General features: G+C 56.8%; 14 protein-coding genes and 1 pseudogene. 8 read left to right on the top strand and 7 right to left on the bottom strand.

Features of this window, described 5'->3' with window-relative positions:
• Positions 1-6: 6 nt before the first annotated feature.
• Together cobF and AP059_RS01775 are read right to left on the bottom strand one after the other, a co-directional pair.
• The gene (gene cobF / locus AP059_RS01770) at positions 7-756 is read right to left on the bottom strand and encodes a precorrin-6A synthase (deacetylating) (RefSeq protein ID WP_059761604.1); all 750 of its coding nucleotides are present in this window, start codon (positions 754-756) and stop codon (positions 7-9) included.
• Positions 757-860: 104 nt separating this feature from the next.
• A complete protein-coding gene (locus tag AP059_RS01775; RefSeq protein WP_059761605.1) occupies positions 861-2162 on the bottom strand; it encodes an OprD family porin in 1302 nt (433 codons plus the stop codon).
• 254 nt (positions 2163-2416) lie between these two features.
• On the opposite strand from AP059_RS01775, the gene AP059_RS01780 reads away from it, so the two are divergent.
• Together AP059_RS01780 and AP059_RS01785 are read left to right on the top strand one after the other, a co-directional pair.
• On the top strand, positions 2417-4585 hold the full coding sequence (locus AP059_RS01780; RefSeq protein WP_059761606.1) for an ATP-binding protein: 2169 nt from the start codon (positions 2417-2419) through the stop codon (positions 4583-4585).
• A gap of 45 nt (positions 4586-4630) precedes the next feature.
• Positions 4631-4906 carry a peptidylprolyl isomerase gene (locus tag AP059_RS01785; RefSeq protein WP_048364834.1) on the top strand — a complete coding sequence of 92 codons (276 nt, stop codon included), beginning with the start codon at positions 4631-4633 and terminating at the stop codon, positions 4904-4906.
• A gap of 347 nt (positions 4907-5253) precedes the next feature.
• Here the strand turns inward: AP059_RS01785 and AP059_RS01790 are convergent, their stop codons facing one another.
• The 4 genes from AP059_RS01790 to AP059_RS01805 form a co-directional block, all read right to left on the bottom strand.
• Positions 5254-7506, bottom strand: coding sequence for an ATP-dependent DNA helicase (locus tag AP059_RS01790; RefSeq protein ID WP_059761607.1), 2253 nt, complete (start codon positions 7504-7506; stop codon positions 5254-5256).
• The gene (locus AP059_RS01795) at positions 7503-9152 is read right to left on the bottom strand and encodes a VRR-NUC domain-containing protein (RefSeq protein WP_059761608.1); all 1650 of its coding nucleotides are present in this window, start codon (positions 9150-9152) and stop codon (positions 7503-7505) included. The genes AP059_RS01790 and AP059_RS01795 overlap by 4 nt, the downstream gene beginning before the upstream one ends.
• 90 nt (positions 9153-9242) lie before the next feature.
• The gene (locus AP059_RS01800) at positions 9243-10682 is read right to left on the bottom strand and encodes a hypothetical protein (protein ID WP_059761609.1); all 1440 of its coding nucleotides are present in this window, start codon (positions 10680-10682) and stop codon (positions 9243-9245) included.
• A gap of 430 nt (positions 10683-11112) precedes the next feature.
• Complete coding sequence (locus tag AP059_RS01805; protein WP_059761610.1) at positions 11113-12132, bottom strand: zinc-dependent alcohol dehydrogenase family protein; 1020 nt, start codon at positions 12130-12132, stop codon at positions 11113-11115.
• A gap of 267 nt (positions 12133-12399) precedes the next feature.
• On the opposite strand from AP059_RS01805, the gene AP059_RS01810 reads away from it, so the two are divergent.
• From AP059_RS01810 to AP059_RS01835, 6 genes are all read left to right on the top strand, one after another.
• Complete coding sequence (locus AP059_RS01810) at positions 12400-13314, top strand: LysR family transcriptional regulator (protein WP_048364829.1); 915 nt, start codon at positions 12400-12402, stop codon at positions 13312-13314.
• A 239-nt stretch (positions 13315-13553) separates the two neighbouring features.
• Positions 13554-13853, top strand: a complete 300-nt coding sequence (hxsD, locus tag AP059_RS01815; protein WP_059761611.1) for a His-Xaa-Ser system protein HxsD — start codon at positions 13554-13556, stop codon at positions 13851-13853.
• Entirely contained in the window at positions 13850-15337 is a 1488-nt protein-coding gene (gene hxsB / locus AP059_RS01820) for a His-Xaa-Ser system radical SAM maturase HxsB (protein ID WP_059761612.1), read from the top strand. The genes hxsD and hxsB overlap by 4 nt, the downstream gene beginning before the upstream one ends.
• Positions 15337-16572 carry a His-Xaa-Ser system radical SAM maturase HxsC gene (gene hxsC, locus AP059_RS01825; RefSeq protein WP_059761613.1) on the top strand — a complete coding sequence of 412 codons (1236 nt, stop codon included), beginning with the start codon at positions 15337-15339 and terminating at the stop codon, positions 16570-16572. The genes hxsB and hxsC overlap by 1 nt, the downstream gene beginning before the upstream one ends.
• Positions 16569-17177, top strand: a complete 609-nt coding sequence (gene hxsA / locus AP059_RS01830) for a His-Xaa-Ser repeat protein HxsA (protein WP_059761614.1) — start codon at positions 16569-16571, stop codon at positions 17175-17177. Before hxsC ends, hxsA begins: the two co-directional genes overlap by 4 nt.
• Before the next feature lie 50 nt (positions 17178-17227).
• Positions 17228-17641, top strand: a complete 414-nt coding sequence (locus tag AP059_RS01835; protein ID WP_059761615.1) for a hypothetical protein — start codon at positions 17228-17230, stop codon at positions 17639-17641.
• Between the two features lie 214 nt (positions 17642-17855).
• Here AP059_RS01835 and AP059_RS22405 read toward each other — a convergent pair.
• Positions 17856-18106: pseudogene (locus AP059_RS22405) on the bottom strand (type VI lipase adapter Tla3 domain-containing protein); the annotation flags it as partial.

Below are 18106 nucleotides of genomic sequence, written 5' to 3' on the forward strand. Positions count from 1 at the left end.
GCGTGCTCAGGTGCGGCGGCGCAACAAATAGGTGTCCATCACCCAGCCCTTGCGCTGACGGGCTTGCGCCCTCGCCTGTTTGATTTGGTCACACACCTGGGACAACTTTCCGGCGATCAGAATTTCATCCTGCGTGCCGATGTAAGCCCCCCAGTAGATGTCCACGTCGTGCTCAATAAACGCGTCGAATGAACAGTGGGCGTCGAGCATGACCACCACGTTGTCCAGATCGTTGGCGCTGAGCTGACGCCCGGTGGTGATGCGGATCGGTTGGCCGATGTCATTCAGGGGGATGCGATGGCGCGCGGCCAGTGCCTGAACGCTGCTGATACCGGGGATCACTTCATAGTCAAAACCGTTACAGCCGTGTGCGCGGACCCGATCGAGTATGCGCAAGGTGCTGTCATACAGCCCCGGCTCGCCCCATAACAGAAAAGCCCCGCACTCGCCTTCTGCCAGTTGGTCTTCGATCAGGCGGGTGAAGACCTCGGCCCGTTGCGCGTGCCAATGCTCAACGCCAGCGGTGTAGGACGGCGTTGAACTGTCGCGTTTCGGATCGCTGACCTGCACCACGCGGTACGACGGCTCACGGATGTAACGCTGGCAAATCTCAAGCCGCAAGCGCACCAGGTCGTGAGTTGTCTGACCTTTGTCCAGAACAAAGAAGACGTCGGCACGGTTCAGCGCGTTAATCGCTTGCACAGTGATGTGCTCGGGGTCACCCGCGCCCATGCCAATCAGCAAGAGGGTTTTCATGCACACAAGGCTCCACAATAGTCGTGCCGCTGACTATAGAGCGCTGCGCAGGTGAAAGCACCGCGAATCAGACCTGGCTCAGGTCTGATTCGCGCACGCCAGGCTTACCAGATGTTGAGGTTGTAGCTGACGATCAGGCGGGTTTCGTCCACGTCGCGGGCGAATTTTGAGTAGTTGGTGCGGTAGGTGGCGTTACGAAAGCGCAGGCTCAAGTCTTTGAACGTGCCGCTTTGCACGATGTACTTGACCTCGGTGTCGCGCTCCCACTCTTTGCCTTCTTGCGCACGGCCTTGCACTTTGATGTTGTCGCCATTCACGTAGCGGGTCATGAATGACCAGCCATTGAGGCCCATGGCCTTGAAGTCATAGTCGTAGCGCAGTTGCCAGGAGCGTTCCTGGGCGTTGGCAAAATCGTTGACTTGCAGGTAGTTGACCAGGTACGGGTTGCTGCCATCCAGGTACGGCATCGAGGTGTCGCCGGTCATGCGCTGCCACCCGGCGCTGACTTTATGCCCGCTCAGGGCGTAACCGAGCATGGCGCCCATCGCCCGGTTGTCGATGTTCGAGGCTTTGGCCGAACCGGCATCGTCACTTTTGAGCAATCGCACATCGGCCGACAGCACACCCTGCCCCACGGGTTGATTGGCCAATAAACCAACGAATTGCTGGCGATAGATGTCTTCGAGTTCGGCGTAGTGATACTGCGCGGTGAGGCGCTCGTTCACCTTGTAATCCAGGCCGTACATGTTGAAGTGATCGGCGGTGATGTTGCAGCCGTATCGCTTGTTCTTGCAGTTCAGGCGCAGGTCCTGGGCGTCAGTGGAGTCACGGGCGGTGTAACGGTTAAGGCGCGAAGCCATGATCGTCAGGTCTTTCACGTCCTTGGACACCAGCATCGCGCCATTGAACATGTTGGGCAGCAAGCGGCCATCGTTGTACTTGAGCAATGGCAGGTCGGGCAGTAAGGCGCCGTATTTGAGCACGGTGTCAGCCACGCGCATTTTTGCGGTCACACCGATTTTTGCGTACTGATCCTTGGAACGACGCGGGTCACTGCCGGTCGAAGGCAACAAGCCGCTGTTGCTGTCCGCCGGGCTGGAATCGAGCTTCAAACCCAGCATGCCTAGCGCGTCCAGACCAAAACCAACTGTGCCTTCGGTGTAGCCCGATTGCACATTCAGGATAAAACCTTGCGCTGTTTCGTCACGCTTGGAAGCCCCTTGGGGGTTTGAGGCACTGCCATCTCGAAAGTCGCGGTTGAAGTACACCGTTCGCGCTTCCAGCTTGGCGCTGCTGTCTTCAATAAAACCGCCAGCCTGCGCCTGTGCGCCAACACCTGCACACACTGCCAGAGCGCTCAGGCGTGCAACCCGGCACTGCGCCAACAACGAAAAAGGGACAACCATGTACAAGCTCCAGCAGCGAATCATTCGCAAAACGAAAACAATTGAACCCGCGCCTGCGGTCATAAACCGGGGCGAAGCCGTTCAATACAAAGGGGAGCGCAATTATACGAAAGGCTAAGCCTGAGCCTCATTGGACCTTAGTCGCACGTAGTGGCACTTTGCCAAGATTTAAGCGGCCGGTATTTAGTTAATAGCGTTTCCCCCGCATCCGGCCTTAAATAGATACATCGACGATTGACCCCTCAGGATTTTTCATGAGTGCCGTATTTTCCCTCAGTCAGCTAGCCCCTTTGTCCCAGCGTGTGAACTGGACACTGACCCCTCTGGGAGAGGTGGCTGACTGGCCGCAAAGCCTGCGTACCTGCGTCCAACTGGTGATGAATTCACCCATGCCCATGCTGCTGTTGTGGGGCAAGCAGCTCACGCAGGTCTACAACGACAGTTTTGCGGTGTTGGCCGGTGACAAGCACCCCTCCTCGTTCGGCCAGTCGGTTCATCAAAGCTGGCCTGAATACCGCGACTTTACCCAGCCCATCATCCAGGCCGTGTTGGCCGGTGAGAGCCGTACCTACATCGACCAGTACTTTCTGATTCCGGATCGCCAGCACACCAGCGAGATGTGGCTGGACCTGACGTTCAGCCCGGTGTGCGATGAGTCAGGCGAGGTGGCCGGTATTTTGATGATGGCCGTCAAGACATCCCGCCGCCGGCGCACAGCCATCAAGCTGCGCCAGCGTTCGCAAGCCAGCCGCAAAGCGCAGCATGACACCGAGGAACGCTTGCGACTGGCCCTGACCGCCACCAATGGTGTGGGCACCTGGGACTGGAACATCGACGAAGACCTGTTCGTCACCGACAGTCGGTTTGCACAGATGCATGGCATTGAGCCGCAACTGTCCGGGCAGTTGCCGATTACCGCGTATTTACAAGGCGTGCACCCTGAAGACCGGGGGCTGCTGACGCGTTCGATCAAAACCTGCATCACTAACAACAGCGAATACGCCGAGGAGTACCGCCTGCTGGGTATTGACGGCCACGTGCGGTGGATTTTTGCCCGCGGCCGTTGTTTCAGTGCTGAACCTCACCGCACGCGCCGGTTCATGGGGGCTGCGCTGGATATCACCGAGCGCAAAAAAACCGAGCAGGCCCTGCTTAACCTCAATGAAACCCTGGAGGAGCGCGTGGCCGAGCGCACCCAGGCGCTGGCCGAAGCCAACCTGCAATTGCAACAGGAAATGGTTGAGCGCGAGCGGGCCGAAGACGCGTTACGGCATGCGCAAAAGATGGAGGCCGTGGGCCAGTTGACCGGCGGTATTGCCCATGACTTCAACAACATGCTGACCGGCATTATTGGCAGCCTGGACTTGATGAAGCGCTACATCGCCGCCGGCCGTAGCGCTGAAGTCGGGCGGTTTACCGACGCGGCAGTGTCTTCTGCGCAGCGTGCGGCCGCGTTGACTCATCGCTTGCTGGCGTTTTCCAGGCGTCAGTCACTGGACCGCCAACCCTTGGACCCTAATCACTTGGTGAGTTCGCTGGAGGAGCTGTTCAGGCGCACCAAAGGGGCGCATATCGACCTGAACGTGGTGCTGGGCGCTAATATCTGGGCCGTCAACACGGATGCCAGCCAGCTCGAAAGTGCCCTGCTCAACTTGATCATCAATGCCCGGGATGCAATGCCCCAAGGCGGGCAATTGACGGTCAGAACCCTCAACAGCTATTTGGATGGCAGCGATATCAGCACGCTCGAACCGGTTAAAGCCGGTGATTACGTGATGTTTGAGGTCAGTGACAACGGCGCGGGCATGACGCCGCAGGTACTGGCTAAAGCCTTTGATCCCTTCTTTACTACCAAGCCCATCGGGCAAGGCACGGGGCTTGGGTTGTCGATGATCTACGGCTTTGCCCAGCAGTCCGGCGGGCATGTCACCCTGGACAGCGAAAGTGGCAATGGCACCTGTGTCCGCCTGTTTTTACCCCGCCATCACAGCCCGCAGATCCACCCCCGGCCTGCGTCCAGCAGCGTCGATGCGCCGTGCGCCATCGAAGGTGAATGCGTGCTCTTGGTGGAGGATGACCCGGCCGTGCGCATGCTGGTCCTCAATGTGCTGGATGAGCTGGGATACACCGCGCATCAAGCCCCCGATGCGAAAACCGCGTTGGCGCTGCTGGAGTCATCGCTGCGCATTGACTTGTTGGTGACGGATGTCGGGCTGCCGGGGATGAATGGTCGGCAATTGGCCGAAATTGCCCGCCAACACCGACCGGGGCTCAATGTGCTGTTTATGACGGGCTATGCCGAGACGGCGGCTGAGCGTCAGGGGTTTCTTGAACAGGGGATGGACATGATTGGCAAACCTTTCTCGGTCGAACAACTGGCGACCATGATTCGAGGAATGATCCCGACGAAAAATCAGGCATAATCCGCGCCCTCGAAATACGCCCTACAGATGCAAGGTAATCGCCCCATGAAAGCTCAAGCCCGCCACATACTGGTGAAAACGGCTGAAGAAGCCGAGTCCCTCAAGCAACGCATTGCCAAGGGCGAAGCCTTCGATGTACTGGCCAAAAAGTTCTCCACCTGCCCTTCGGGCAAGCGCGGGGGCGATTTGGGGGAAGTAAGGCCGGGGCAAATGGTGGGGATTATCGACCAGATCATTTTCAAGAAGCCGCTGCGGGTGATCCACGGCCCCGTGAAAAGCAAGTTCGGTTACCACTTGGTGCAAGTTTTCTTCCGCGATTGACCGCGTATTTGCGCCGCTGCTATCGCCTGGCAGCGCCCGCAGGCTGCGTAGCCGTCATAACACCATTCAAGCTCAATACGTCAGACACACCACCGTGAGCAGGTTTTCGTGGCGAGTGCTGCGCACTACGAATAAAGGGTAAAGAAAATCCAGGAAAAACCGGCCATGGCAATCGCCATGCAGGCTATATAAAGCAAAAACGCACGCTTCAAACGAGGTACTCAACTACGAGTGGGCCAACCTGCGGTACGCGGCAGGTTTTCAGCGGCGCGCAGTTTATCAGTCGGTGATATTACGATGACATTGCCCTTGAGACGGTTTTCGGGGGTTTCCGATCAGTGGACGGTTCATTGCACATGCCACCACTTGGGCAGTAGCTGCTGCACCTTTGGCTCGGCAAAGCGATCATCAATCAGGAACAATGAGCCCTGGTCACTTTGGGTGCGGATCACTCGCCCGGCGGCTTGTACGACTTTTTGCAGCCCAGGGTACAAGTAGGTGTAGTCATAACCTGCGCCAAACAGCCCGGCCATACGCTGCTTGATCTGCTCATTGACCGGGTTAAATTGCGCCAACCCCAAGGTGGCGACAAAAGCGCCAATCAGCCGAGCGCCGGGCAAGTCAATGCCTTCGCCGAATGCACCGCCCAACACGGCAAACCCGATGCCTCGACTCGTGTCAGTGAACTGATCGAGAAACCCTTGGCGCGCCGCCTCATCCATGCGCCTTGACTGCTGCCATTGCGGGATCTGCGGATGGCTGGCGGCCAGTTGCCCGGCCACGCGTTGCAGGTAATCAAAGCTGCTGAAAAACGCCAGGTAATTGCCGTGTTGCTGTTGGAACTGGGTTGCGAACAGCTCAACAATCGGCGCTACGGAGGCTTGGCGATGCGCAAAACGCGTAGAGATCTGGCTGATGACCCTAACTGACAGTTGCCGGGCCGCAAAGGGCGATTCAACGTCGATCCACACCGTGTCACCAGCCAGACCCAGCAGTTGGGCGTAGTACTGGCGCGGGCTGAGGGTGGCAGAAAACAGTACGTTGCTGTGTGCACTGGCCAGACGCGGGCCAATAAAGGCAGCGGGCACGACATTGCGCAGGTTGAGTTGTGAGGTGCGCCGCTTGCCGACCTCGCGCAGGCTGAGGTCGTAAATGAAGTGCGGATCAAACAGCTCTGCCACTCGATTGAACTGCAAGGCCTCAAAGTAGAACGCTTGCAACTCGCCCGTCATGCCTTGTGGGTGATCATTGAGGTAATCACCGATTGCACTGATACAGGCCGACAACGCGTTCAACCATTTGGCAGGCAGTTGTGAATGCGCCTGATAAGGCGCCACTTGCTCTTTGTGCAGTGCATTCCATTCGCGGTTCAGGCGTTTGAACGATTTATCGAGTGCTGCGGGGGCATTGTGCCGGACAGCGTTGAGGCGCTGTTGGTCCAGATGGGCGCTGTACATCTGCCGGGCACGGTCGACCAGGTTGTGGGCTTCATCGATCAGGGTTGCAACGCGCCATTGGTTGGCTTGCGCCAGACTGTACAACAGCGCGCTGAAGTCGAAGTAATAGTTGTAGTCGGCAATGACAACATCTGCCCAGCGGGCCATTTCCTGGCTCAGGTAATACGGACACACCTGATGGGCCAACGCCACATCCCGCAGGGTGGCCTGATCCAGACACCCCTGCTGGACCGCGGCCTGCCGTGCTGCAGGCAACCGATCATAAAACCCCTTGGCCAAAGGGCAGGCATCGCCATTGCAGGCGTTTTGCGGGTACTCGCACGCCTTGTCCCGCGCCACCAGCTCCAGTACCCGCAATGTTTGGGCCGAACCTGTTGGATACAGTACCCGCGCAGCATCGAGTGCCAACTGGCGCCCCGGGGTCTTGGCCGTCAGAAACAGCAGTTTGTCCAGTGCCTGGGCGGGCATGGCTTTGAGCAACGGGAACAGCGTGCCCAGGGTTTTACCGATGCCGGTGGGGGCCTGCGCCATCAGGCAGCGGCCCGTACTGGCGCTTTTATAGACGGCTTCGGCCAACGCTCGCTGCCCGGTACGAAACTGCGCATGGGGAAACTTCAGCGCGCGGGCGGCGTCGTCACGGGCGGCTCGGTGGGCGACTTCCTGCTCGGCCCAGGCGAGGAATAACTGGCATTGCTGGTTAAAGAACTGTTGCAGTCGCGCAGCGCTCCAGGTTTCTTGAAGGCGGGTTTCCTGCTCGCTGACGATGTCGAAATACACCAGCGCCAGGTTGACCTCGGGCAGTTTCAGGTGTTGGCACACAAGCCAGCCATAAACCCGTGCTTGTGCCCAGTGCAGGTGTCGATGGTTGGCAGGGATGGCGTTGAAGTCACCGCGATAGGTCTTGACCTCTTCCAGGACATTGCCAGCGGGGTCATAACCGTCTGCCCTGCCCCGTACGTTCAAGTTGTCGTACTGACCTTCGAGGCTGAGTTCGGCTTGATAATCTGCGCTGCGTCGCGCAGCCACGGTGCGATGCCCTGCAATGCCTTGTTGTGCGCTGGGCGAAGGAGTAAAGCGTAAATCCAGATCCCCACACTTGGCAGTGAACTCACACAAGGCCCGCACGGCGATGCGGTAAGTCACGCATCACCTTCTTGCCATTGCACGTAGCACACCGTCACCGGCATTTGATGCTGCTCGCAAAAGGCCAGCCAACGCAGTTGGTTGTCTTGCAGGCGATCGCCCGGCCCTTTGACCTCAATCATGCGGTAGGTCTGTTGTGTGGGCCAAAACTGAATCAGGTCAGGCATGCCCGCCCGATTGGCCTTTATATCCAGCAGTAAACGGCGAAACCACAGTTGCAAATGCTCAGGTGGCAAGCAGCTCAGCGCCTCTTCAAGTAAGGCCTCGCTGAGACTGCCCCAGGCCACGAACGGCGATTGCACGCCAAATTTGCGCGCGTAGGTGTCACGAATGGTGTGTTGATAGCGCCCGTCTTGCAGTTGGTCGAACGCCGCTTCAAATAAAGTTGAACGCCGCTCGTGGAAATCTTCTTCGAGCAAATCGGCGGGACCACTTTGGTAGGGGTGAAAAAACGCACCGGGCAACGGCGCAAAAATAGCGGGCCAGCACAGTAAACCGAACAGGCTGTTGATTAATGTGTTCTCCACGTAATGCACCGGCGCATCGAGGGTGTGCAAGTGTGCAGCCACTTTGGACTCAACAGAACCTGGATCATCGCGCCCCAAACGCAGGTCAAGGCGCTCTGGAACAGCAGGCTTGGCGCGTACCCCTGCGCTCATGCCCAGCTTGCGTCGCAGGCGTGGAATCATGCGCTGCAACTGCTGAAGCTCGGCATCGGAGCAAGGTGCTTGTTCGCCGGTCTGTGCCAGGGCCAGGGCTTGTTGATGTTCACCCAGTTGCTCGAGTACACGCACCGTACGGCCCCGGGCTTGTGGGTGTTGGCTGTGAGGATAAATCTGCAATGCGCGTGCGTAATCGCAAGCCCGTTCATGGTGTTGACCCAGTTGGAACAGCAGACGTGAACGGCGACGTTGCAACCAGCGGCTTTGGGCCTGGTATTCCAGCAACTGGGCTAATACCTGTTCCAAGTCACCGGGGGCTTCGAGCTGCTCGCGACACGCATGCAGGTGCAAATACCCTTCAATGTCCGCCCTGCAACGCAATGCCCGCGAGTCGGGGCTGAACGCAACCGTTTCGTAGGTGAACAGCCCCAGATCAGCCAGCACCAAATCAGACCAGTCCTGGCTAAGATTGCCGAAGAACATCAAGCGCAGGCGATCGCTCAACGGGCGGTTAGTCAACGTGTACAGGGTGTCCTGGAGAGATGGGCACCACATCGACAGGCTTTGAATGTGGGTCAATGGCTGACTCAATGCGGCCAGCAAATCGGCTTTTTTAGCGTTGGGGTGCGTGATGTGAGCGCTGAAAGCGTGCTGTATTTCCGCTTTTTGCAGTACATCGAACACCTCTGCGATGCTCAGTGCCGCGTGCTCGTCTATCCAGCCCAGTTCGAGCAAGGGTGCAGCGGCCCGTTCGATGTCACCGATTTCCGGATAACTGAGTTTGCTCGCCCGAAAATGCTGGCCTTTGCGCATCACCAGTCGGACCCACAAAGCCTGTGAGCCGCTGGGCAGCAGGAGGAAATGCTCGATGAAAACCCGCTCATCAAGGCTCAGTACATCGTCATACCGCGATTTGATCCAGGCGAGTACATGCTGGAAATTCTTCAGGTAGTAAAACGTATCTTCTATGGGATTGGAGATCACAGGCAGAGCGGACCACTGGCTTTAAGTACTGGATGGGCGTACAGATAGCAGTTTGCCCGGTGCCCTGGCAACTCCTATTGGATCAGTGGTTCAAGGCACACCCTTGTGTGGGTCGTGCGTGCACATGAGGTCGATCAGCGATTGCCCCGCGACACAATCGACCTTGCGCATGGTGTAGAGCACTTGCAGTGAGCCCAAGGGTAAACCACTGATGCTTTGCAGCCATGCCGAGTGACGCGCGCATGCCTCGTCATGTGCGCCCAAGGCATGATGGAGGTCGTTGGCCCACTGCAACTTGTCGGGGTAATGACGTTGCAAAAACGCTACTAGCCCTGCCCCTTGTTCAACAAAAGGCGATTCAATCAGGCAGTTAAGTTGCTCGTTTGTCAGGCCGTGAATGTCATTAAGGTACTGTTCCATCTGTAGGCGTAACTTCTGAATTCTTTTAGGCGTATTGAAAGTGGCGCAAATAAGTTTTGTCAGTTGCCCTTTATACCGTTCATTTAACGCGTTCTCTGCACTGATGTTCTGCAAGTAATGGCAGACCCCGGTGCAATAGTCATTGCCGGTCTGGTAATGGCTGCGCACCCCTTGAACGTGGGCGGCGATCAATATAACTGCCACCTGCGGCTCTTCAATATTAAAGGTCTGGGCAGGCCAGGGTCCTTCGGTAAAGAGCAGTGCGGGCGAACTCAGCACTTCGGTCTCATGCGACAAACAATCAAACACATTGATGATTGCCATGCCGCTCCCTGTCATTGGCTGATACGCCTCGCCCGCAGGAGGTTGTTGGCACAGCAGGTATTTGAAGTCGTCATCCAGTGTGGTGCACACATGGACTGCCTCAGCGATTGCATTGCCGTAACCGGTTGGCCTTACATACCCCAAATGTTCGGCCACGCGCAGCATCCATTGTGCGTACTCGCCAAGATGTTGCGGGGGGCGTCTGTCAATCAGCGCGCTGACGGGGCTGCCCCACAAGCAGGCCGTACGAAATAATTTGGCGCGTGATAGCAAGTCGGCATACAAGAACGTTACGCGCGCCTGGCCCTGGCTCAAATGCCCGGACATCAGCACTTGCATCCGGTTCAGCTCAGGGGGACGCTCATTGAGCTGCGTGTGGCGGTTAAGGATTTGTGCTCCGCTTTCGTCAACGTGCAACAACTCAACGCGTCCGTCGTCATACAAAAATAACTCGTTGCACTGGCTTTGGAAGCGGGTCATGACCGAGGGGGTGAGTCGCGGCTGGCGCAGCACGACCAGGCGCAGGATGAACGTATCGGGCGCGCGCGCAGAGATGCTTAGCTGTGCAGCCCTTAAAAACGCCAGTGTATAAGCGCTTTCCTTGCCGCCTTCATGCACCACCATCACTCGAAAGTGCCCTATGCGTTCGATACCGCCTGCCGCGACCAATAAGCGCTGGATCAACAGTTGCAGTGCAACGCGCTCGTGACGATTAAATAGACCCAGCAGTCGATGCAAGACTTGTTGATAAACAAAGCTCATCGCTTGTTCATGGAATGTGCTCATTGGTTAAGCCTCCGTAATATCGAATTATTATTCAATGGCCTGGTCAGTGACGCTTAAAGTGTTCTGATTTCGCCAAAAAGCTAAAGGTCTGCATTACATTTACATAAGAATAAGCCTACAAATAAACATTCAATAAGATAGTTATTGCCAAGCTTCATAATTAAATGAGTGCCCACTCACAAACTATCAGTATTTATGTTGCGATGAAAAGCCAAGTCGAGCATTTAACTTTTCTCGTCTGGCTGGAGGCGTCGGGTTAACACGATGGAATATTGACGGTGCGCGCCAACCTCATTAAACGTAGGCGGTTGGCCTCTTAAACGGGCGTGATCAGTGTTGTATAAGCGGTTGAAGTGTGACCCAGAAAAAACGCCGCTGAACAAAGTGCTCAGCAGCGTTTTTTAAACCGAAGGAATAATGCCTTCAAGCTTCAAGCTTCAAGCGCCAAGGCTACCCGCCCGCGGCATGGGCAGTCGTCCATGTAGCGGTGGGCCTCAACAAACTCGTCAAAGGGGAAAACCCGAACCACCAACGGCCGCAAGATTTTATCTGCCGTCAATTGATTGATATCGCGCAGTGCGCGCTGCATGGCCTCGACGTCCTGCGCAATACCCAGTTCAGGTTTGCCGGTAAAGTTGCCGATGCAGTGTACGTAGAACTGAATGTTTTTCTGGAACGCGGCACAGGCGGGAAACGGCGTTTGGTTGCCGCCTTGCAAGCCGTAGAGGATCAAGCTGCCACGCGGGGCCAACACATCGCCCAATACCGACATTTGCGGGCCGCCCAGGCCGTCAAATACCACGTCCACGCCCCGGTTGTCCGTGAGCTTGTTGATCTGCATCAGCAGGTCCTGCTCTTCGGTCACGATCACCTTGTCGGCGCCCAGGCCCAACAGATAGTCGCGCTCCTCAGCCGATTTGGTCGCCGCGATCACCTTGACCCCCAGTGCTTTGCCCAATTGCACGAACGAGGGGCCAGAGCAATGGCTGGCGTCGGTGATCAATACCGTTTGCCCCGGTTTGACCCGCGCCAGATCGACATACGCGAAGTAGGCGATCAGTAACGGCGTGTAATGCACACTGGCTTCAACCGGCGTCAAGACATCCGGGTAGCGCGTGAGTGCTGAGCGCGGCATGACAATCTGCTCGCCGTACGTGGGGTATTCATTGGCGCTCTGGCCGGGAAAGCTGGCCACCTTGTCACCGACCTGCAAATCGGTCACATCTTCGCCCACGGCCGTGACAACGCCTGCCATTTCATGGCCAAGACCTGCGGGCAAGCGGGCTTGCGACGGCGCCAGGTTCTGACGCCAGAGCACGTCATACCAACTGATGCCTATGGCTTGGACGCGCACCTGCACTTCATCAGACGCAGGCGCAGCGACCTCGTGCTCTTCGCACTTGAGCACCTCGGCCGAGCCAAATTTGTGAAAACGGATCGTGCGCGACATTGCAAACCTCGCCAAATAAATCGCTAATACCCCAGGACTTTATCGGGGCTTTGGGCGCAAGACTACCAGACAGCATTAATAGTCGACATGCCTGACATTGATCCGCAGACAGATTCAAGCGGATCAACCCACGCTCGAAGGCGTTTTCAGTTGCAAGAAAATCGGATCAGGCAATAAGAAAGCCAATCTAGGCAGTGACGATTCGACATCTATCACCGTAAGATCCGTTACCTCATTGTCTGTAGACCCGCCTGTGAAGCCTGCTAGATGAACCGTAACGACTTGCGTCGCGTCGATCTGAACCTGCTGATCGTCTTTGAAACCTTGATGCATGAACGCAGTGTGACCCGTGCCGCAGAGAAATTGTTCCTGGGGCAACCGGCGATCAGCGCAGCGTTGTCGCGCCTGCGCGGTCTGTTTGATGACCCGTTGTTTGTGCGCACCGGCCGCAGCATGGAGCCAACGGCACGGGCGATTGAGATTTTCGCCCTGCTTTCACCGGCACTGGACTCAATTTCTACGGCTGTCAGCCGTGCTTCGGAGTTTGACCCGGCCACCAGCACGTCGGTCTTTCGCATTGGCTTGTCGGACGACGTGGAGTTTGCGCTGCTACCCATGCTGCTCAAACGCTTACGTGCCGAAGCACCGGGTATCGTTTTGGTGGTGCGACGGGTGAACTACATCCTGATGCCACCCCTATTGGCGTCGGGCGAGATATCGGTGGGTGTCAGTTACACCAGTGACCTGCCCGCCAATGCAAAGCGCAAAGTGTTGCGCCGCAGTAAACCCAAATTGTTGCGGGCCGACACGGTCCCTGGCGCACTGTCGCTGGATGATTTCTGTGCCCGCCCGCACGCGCTGGTTTCATTCGCCGGCGATTTGAGCGGGTTTATCGACACCGAACTGGAGAAGCTCGGCCGCAAGCGGCACGTGGTACTGGCGGTTCCCCAGTTCAATGGTTTAAGTACATTGCTGGCGGGCACCGACATTCTCGCCACCGTGCCGGACTACACCGCTGAGGCCCTGACCGCCGCGGGCGGTGTGCGCGCAGAAGATCCCCCGCTCGACACCCCTGCGTTTGAACTGCATATGGCCTGGCGCGGTGCTCAAGACAACGATCCAGGGGAGCGTTGGCTACGCTCCCGTATTCAAATGTTTTTTGGGGATCCGGATAGCCTTTAGGCGTCTTCCGTCAGGCAGATGCAGATGCGTGAGGTTGGGATGCCGCAGGAGCCGCTGTGGCTAAGGATGGACTAAGAGATAGCAACCCTCGGTCCTCCCCCGCATCAATGGCAGAGGCATAGTGAGCGCATCACTCTCAGGCTGGACAAGTGTGCGCAAATGTAAAAAATAGGATGGCACAATGCTCCGGCAACCGGCAAAATCCCCGCGTTCCCAATGGATTTGAAGGATCGGTTCCTATGACATGGCCCGTCACGCTACAACTCGACAGCGCAGCCTACCCGCTCAATGTGGTGCAACGTGTTGCTTATTCCCTGGCCGACACTGTCACGATTCAGGTCGGTATTGAAACCAATCAGATAAGCCTCACGGCTCACCGCGTGGAAGCAAGGCTTACGCTTTCCCCTGAGCTGGCTCACTCGCTGATTCTTCGGCATCTGAACGACTTCGCTCTACGCGATCACATCCACCGCGAAACAGCGGGGTTGCGCGAAGTTCTGGCCCGGGCCGCGCTCGCTGGATGTGGGATTTCCCAGTGACACTGATTGCGACAGACGCCAAGCACTACCGTTTGCTGCCGTTGCGATTCATGCGCCTAGACACCGGACATGAGCGTGACATCCTGCTCACCTCCGATACCGGAGAGTACTTACGCGTGAACGACGCGCAATTACGAGCCCTCAGTTACTTCGAGGTTCAAGCAGGTACTCCTTTCTACCAGGATCTGCTGGCCCGCCACTTCATCTACGAACCAGGCCGCCACGACCCGCTACCGGAGATGGCCGCGCAGTATCGCAGCCGCAAGGACTTCCTCTTCCAGGGCCCTGCACTGCACTTGTTCGTGGTTACATTGCGCTGCAACCATACCTGCCAGTACTGCCAAGTGTCGCGGGCCCCTCAGGGAGGCTCAGGTCACGACCTGTCGCAAGCCGATGCACAGGCCGCGGTCGATCGCCTGTTCGAATCGAACGCTCCCGCCCTGACTGTGGAGTTTCAGGGTGGCGAGCCGCTGCTGGCTTTTAAACGGGTGCGCCAGATTGTCGAATGGGTTGTTGAGCGCAACAGGGTCGAGCAACGGGATATTCAGTTCGTCATCACCACCACGCTGCACCACCTTACGGAGGAAATACTCGATTTCGCAGAACAACATCGCATCCATTTTTCGACCTCGCTCGATGGGCCGGCGTCCTTGCACAACGCCAACCGCCCTACCCCGTCACGAGATTCCTACGAGCGCACTGTAAAAGGCATCCAGTGGGTCCGTGAGCGCCTTGGCCATGATTCTGTTTGCGCACTGACCACACTGACTTCAAGAAGCCTCGAACAGCCGGAAGCGATCATCGATGAGTATGTAAACCTGGGTTTTTCCAGCATCTCGCTTCGACCTCTGAGCCCTTATGGGTTTGCCACCAAGAGTGCCCATCGACTTGATTACCCTATTGAGCGATACCTGGCTTTCTACAAGAAGGCACTGGCCTATCTGCTACATATCAACCAACAGGGCGTATACCTCTCAGAGAGTTATACGAGCCTATTGCTGAAGAGTATCCTCACACCCTTTTCCTCTGGCTATGTAGATCTGCGTTCCCCTGTTGGCGCAGGTACTGCAGTGCTGGTTTACAACTACGACGGTTATGTCTATCCCTCGGACGAAGCCCGAATGTTGCTGGAGATGGGTGAAGGCGGCTTGAGGTTAGGCACTGTGCAGCAACCCTTGTCGCAATTACTCGCATCGCCCGTTATGAATGCGTTGCTTGCCAGTGGTGTAGCAGAGGCGCTGCCGGGTTGCTCTGACTGCGCGCTTGTCCCGTACTGTGGTGCTGATCCCATCGAACACTATGCCCGCCAAGCTGACCCGGTCGGACACCGGGTGTTCAGCAGCTTCTGTCAGAAGAACATGGGGCTGCTCAAGCATCTCTTCGGCCTGCTTTATGATGGCGACGACGAAGTCCAGAGGGTGCTGCTGTCTTGGTTGAACAGGCGCTCTTACAACGATGTCCAGTTCCCCGGTTACAGGGGCTGATGGCGATGCTACGCAAAGATACCCACTTCCAAATCCATCACCTGAATGAGCCCAAACTGCTCAAGGTCATCACTGTGGATGAGTTCATCGAGCAAGGACTGGCTGTTTGTGCCGCAAGTGCTGATTTCGGTGATCTGCTGCTTTGGCTACCCAATGAAGAACGGTTACGCAACCCGCATCTTCTCTCATTACCAGTAGGTGGATTCCTGGTCCCGGAGCCAGTGATCGGCGGCTTTGACAGCGAGCGACCACACCTGCACTCCCCCAAAGATGCGAATGTGGTGCAGCCGGGCGATGTCATTGCCATCACACCTGGCAACACGTTAGTGCGAGTGCTCTACCGACGAGGCTCAGACAGCAATTTGCTGTTCATGACCGATCGTTGCAATAGCCTCTGTCTGATGTGCTCGCAGCCGCCTAAAGATATCGATGACCGTTGGCACATTGAGGAGAATCTACGGCTGATCGACCTGATGGACCCGGGCGAGGAGAATCTGGGAATCAGTGGCGGGGAACCAACGCTTTATCGCGACGGCCTGCTCGAAATTCTGGCCAAGTGCAAAGCCGTTTTGCCACACAAATCCATTCATGTACTCAGCAACGGGCGTCTGCTCCAAGACCTGGGTTGGATCGTAGCGCTGTCTGCCATTGGGCACCCTCGGTTGAGCTGGGGGATCCCGTTGTATGCCGACAATGCCGCAGACCATGATCATGTGGTACAGGCGCCTGGCGCGTTCAGCGAAACCCTGCAAGGTCTTTATAACCTGGCACGCGCCCACCAGGTCATCGAGATACGCGTGGTCCTCAATCGCCTGACCACTCCACGCTTGCCAGAGCTCGCCCACTACGTGTTTAGGAACCTCCCCTTCGTGCAGCATGTTGCGCTTATGGGTATCGAAAGTACCGGCTTGGCTAGAAAACACTACGAAGAGCTGTGGATTGACCCGCTGGACTTTCAGGAGTCGTTGAGCCAGGCCGTGTATTTCCTGTTCAACCGCGCAGTGCCGGTTTCGATCTACAACTTGCCCCTGTGCCTGATCCCGGCTCACCTCTCGCGTTTCAGCCGCCAGAGCATCTCGGATTGGAAGAACCTGTTCATCGATACTTGCCAGCAATGCGCAGCCGTCAAACATTGCTCCGGCTTCTTCAAATCCCACACCGACCGCTGGCAGAGCCGAGGCGTACAACCTCTATCGACCGAGGCCTTCAGCGCCTATGCAAGGAGTGCACAGTGAAATTGCTCGACCGCTGGAAAGTTCTGATCAGTGGGATCAGCCTGCTGCCAATGGCAGGGACTCCCTTGGCCCAGGCGGGCCATCTGTCGCTCGCCGATACGAACTGGCAACCCACTGACAAGCTACTGCCTCCGGTATTTGCCGATACGCTCAATGCGCCAGACACCGTTAACATCTATGCGGCGCATCGCTCGCACAGTTCACACCGGTCCCACAGTTCGCACAGCTCTCACTACAGCGGCTCGGGTGGCTATAGCGCACCTCGCTATTACAGCCCACCCGTTACCACTACCCGAAGCTACAGCGCGCCGAGTACTTCGAGCAGCGCCTCAAGCAGCAACAGCCTTTATCAGTCGTCAGGAACTCCCCGCGCGACAAGTTCCAGCGCTTCAAAGAGCCGAGCGACCAATGAGCAGAAAAGTAACTTGGTCACCCGTGTGCAGACCGCGCTGATGGTACGCCAGTATTACCAAGGCACCATTGATGGGGTGATGGGCAAAGCGACACGTGGTGCGTTGATGGCCTTTCAAATGGACACTGGGCTCACCGTGAATGGCCGGATGGATACGCCATCGCTGAATGCGTTGGGGATCAAGGTTCCATAACTCGTCTCATGGTAAAACTCACCCCCCTTCAGCAACTAAGGAACTGTTCCATGCAGCGCATCACGCAAGTCGACAACACTCTTTGGGCATTGATCAGCCGCTTGCAAGGAGCGCAACTGCAAACACCGTCGCAAGGTGCCCGTTTTCGTATCGTGGCTGTTGATGCCAATGGCGTTGTGATTCAGACCGGATCGGAAGACTCGCTGTTGACGCTGACTCGGGCAGCTTTCCAGCAAACGTTGGACTACCTCGCCTCTAACAACCATTTCGGGCAAGCACAAGCCGTGAATATTCGCTCCAACCATGCCTACGAAAATGCCGGCCCACTTTGCCAAGCGGCTCGTTACAGAGCAGAAGGCAAACCGGGCCGTACCAACATCACCTACATTCTGCCGATTCTGGAGCAGTGCCAAGCAGTCGGCATCCGGTCCACCACCCCAAACAGCACTTGGCTCCTACCCTGAGCCGAGTTTTTGTTCGAATGCAGATAACAGCCTTAGTCGGTGAGCAGGCTTAAAACTACCGTCTTGGAGTCTGGTTATAGTTTTTTAGTGATCCGGATAGTTTGTAATCTCGAACGTAAACCTTGCACGTTCATGGGGCGCCCTGACTCTTCAGTCAAAAACGCAGGCATGGCCTCGCGAGGCTACTGCTTTTAAGCAACGGCCTCGCGCAGTTTTACAACTCATCCATCCAGTTTCGGTTCTTGTTCTGCTCGGCCAAAAACTCTTCGAGGGTGTAGTCCACGTCTGCTAACGGGCGGATGGCTGGCACTTGTCGCACAGGTTCGAGTTTTATCTCTGGCGTCTCATCACTGCTGGCTGTCTGCGGCATGAGGTTGATACCAAACGGGTTGCTGACAGGTTTTTTGCCCGGTGTGGCTGAGGTAATCGGAATAATCGTCGCTTGATCCTGACGGCGCATGGGCA

It is taken from the genome of Pseudomonas sp. TAA207, from assembly GCF_001529285.1.
GTDB classification, from domain to species: Bacteria; Pseudomonadota; Gammaproteobacteria; order Pseudomonadales; family Pseudomonadaceae; genus Aquipseudomonas; species Aquipseudomonas weihenstephanensis.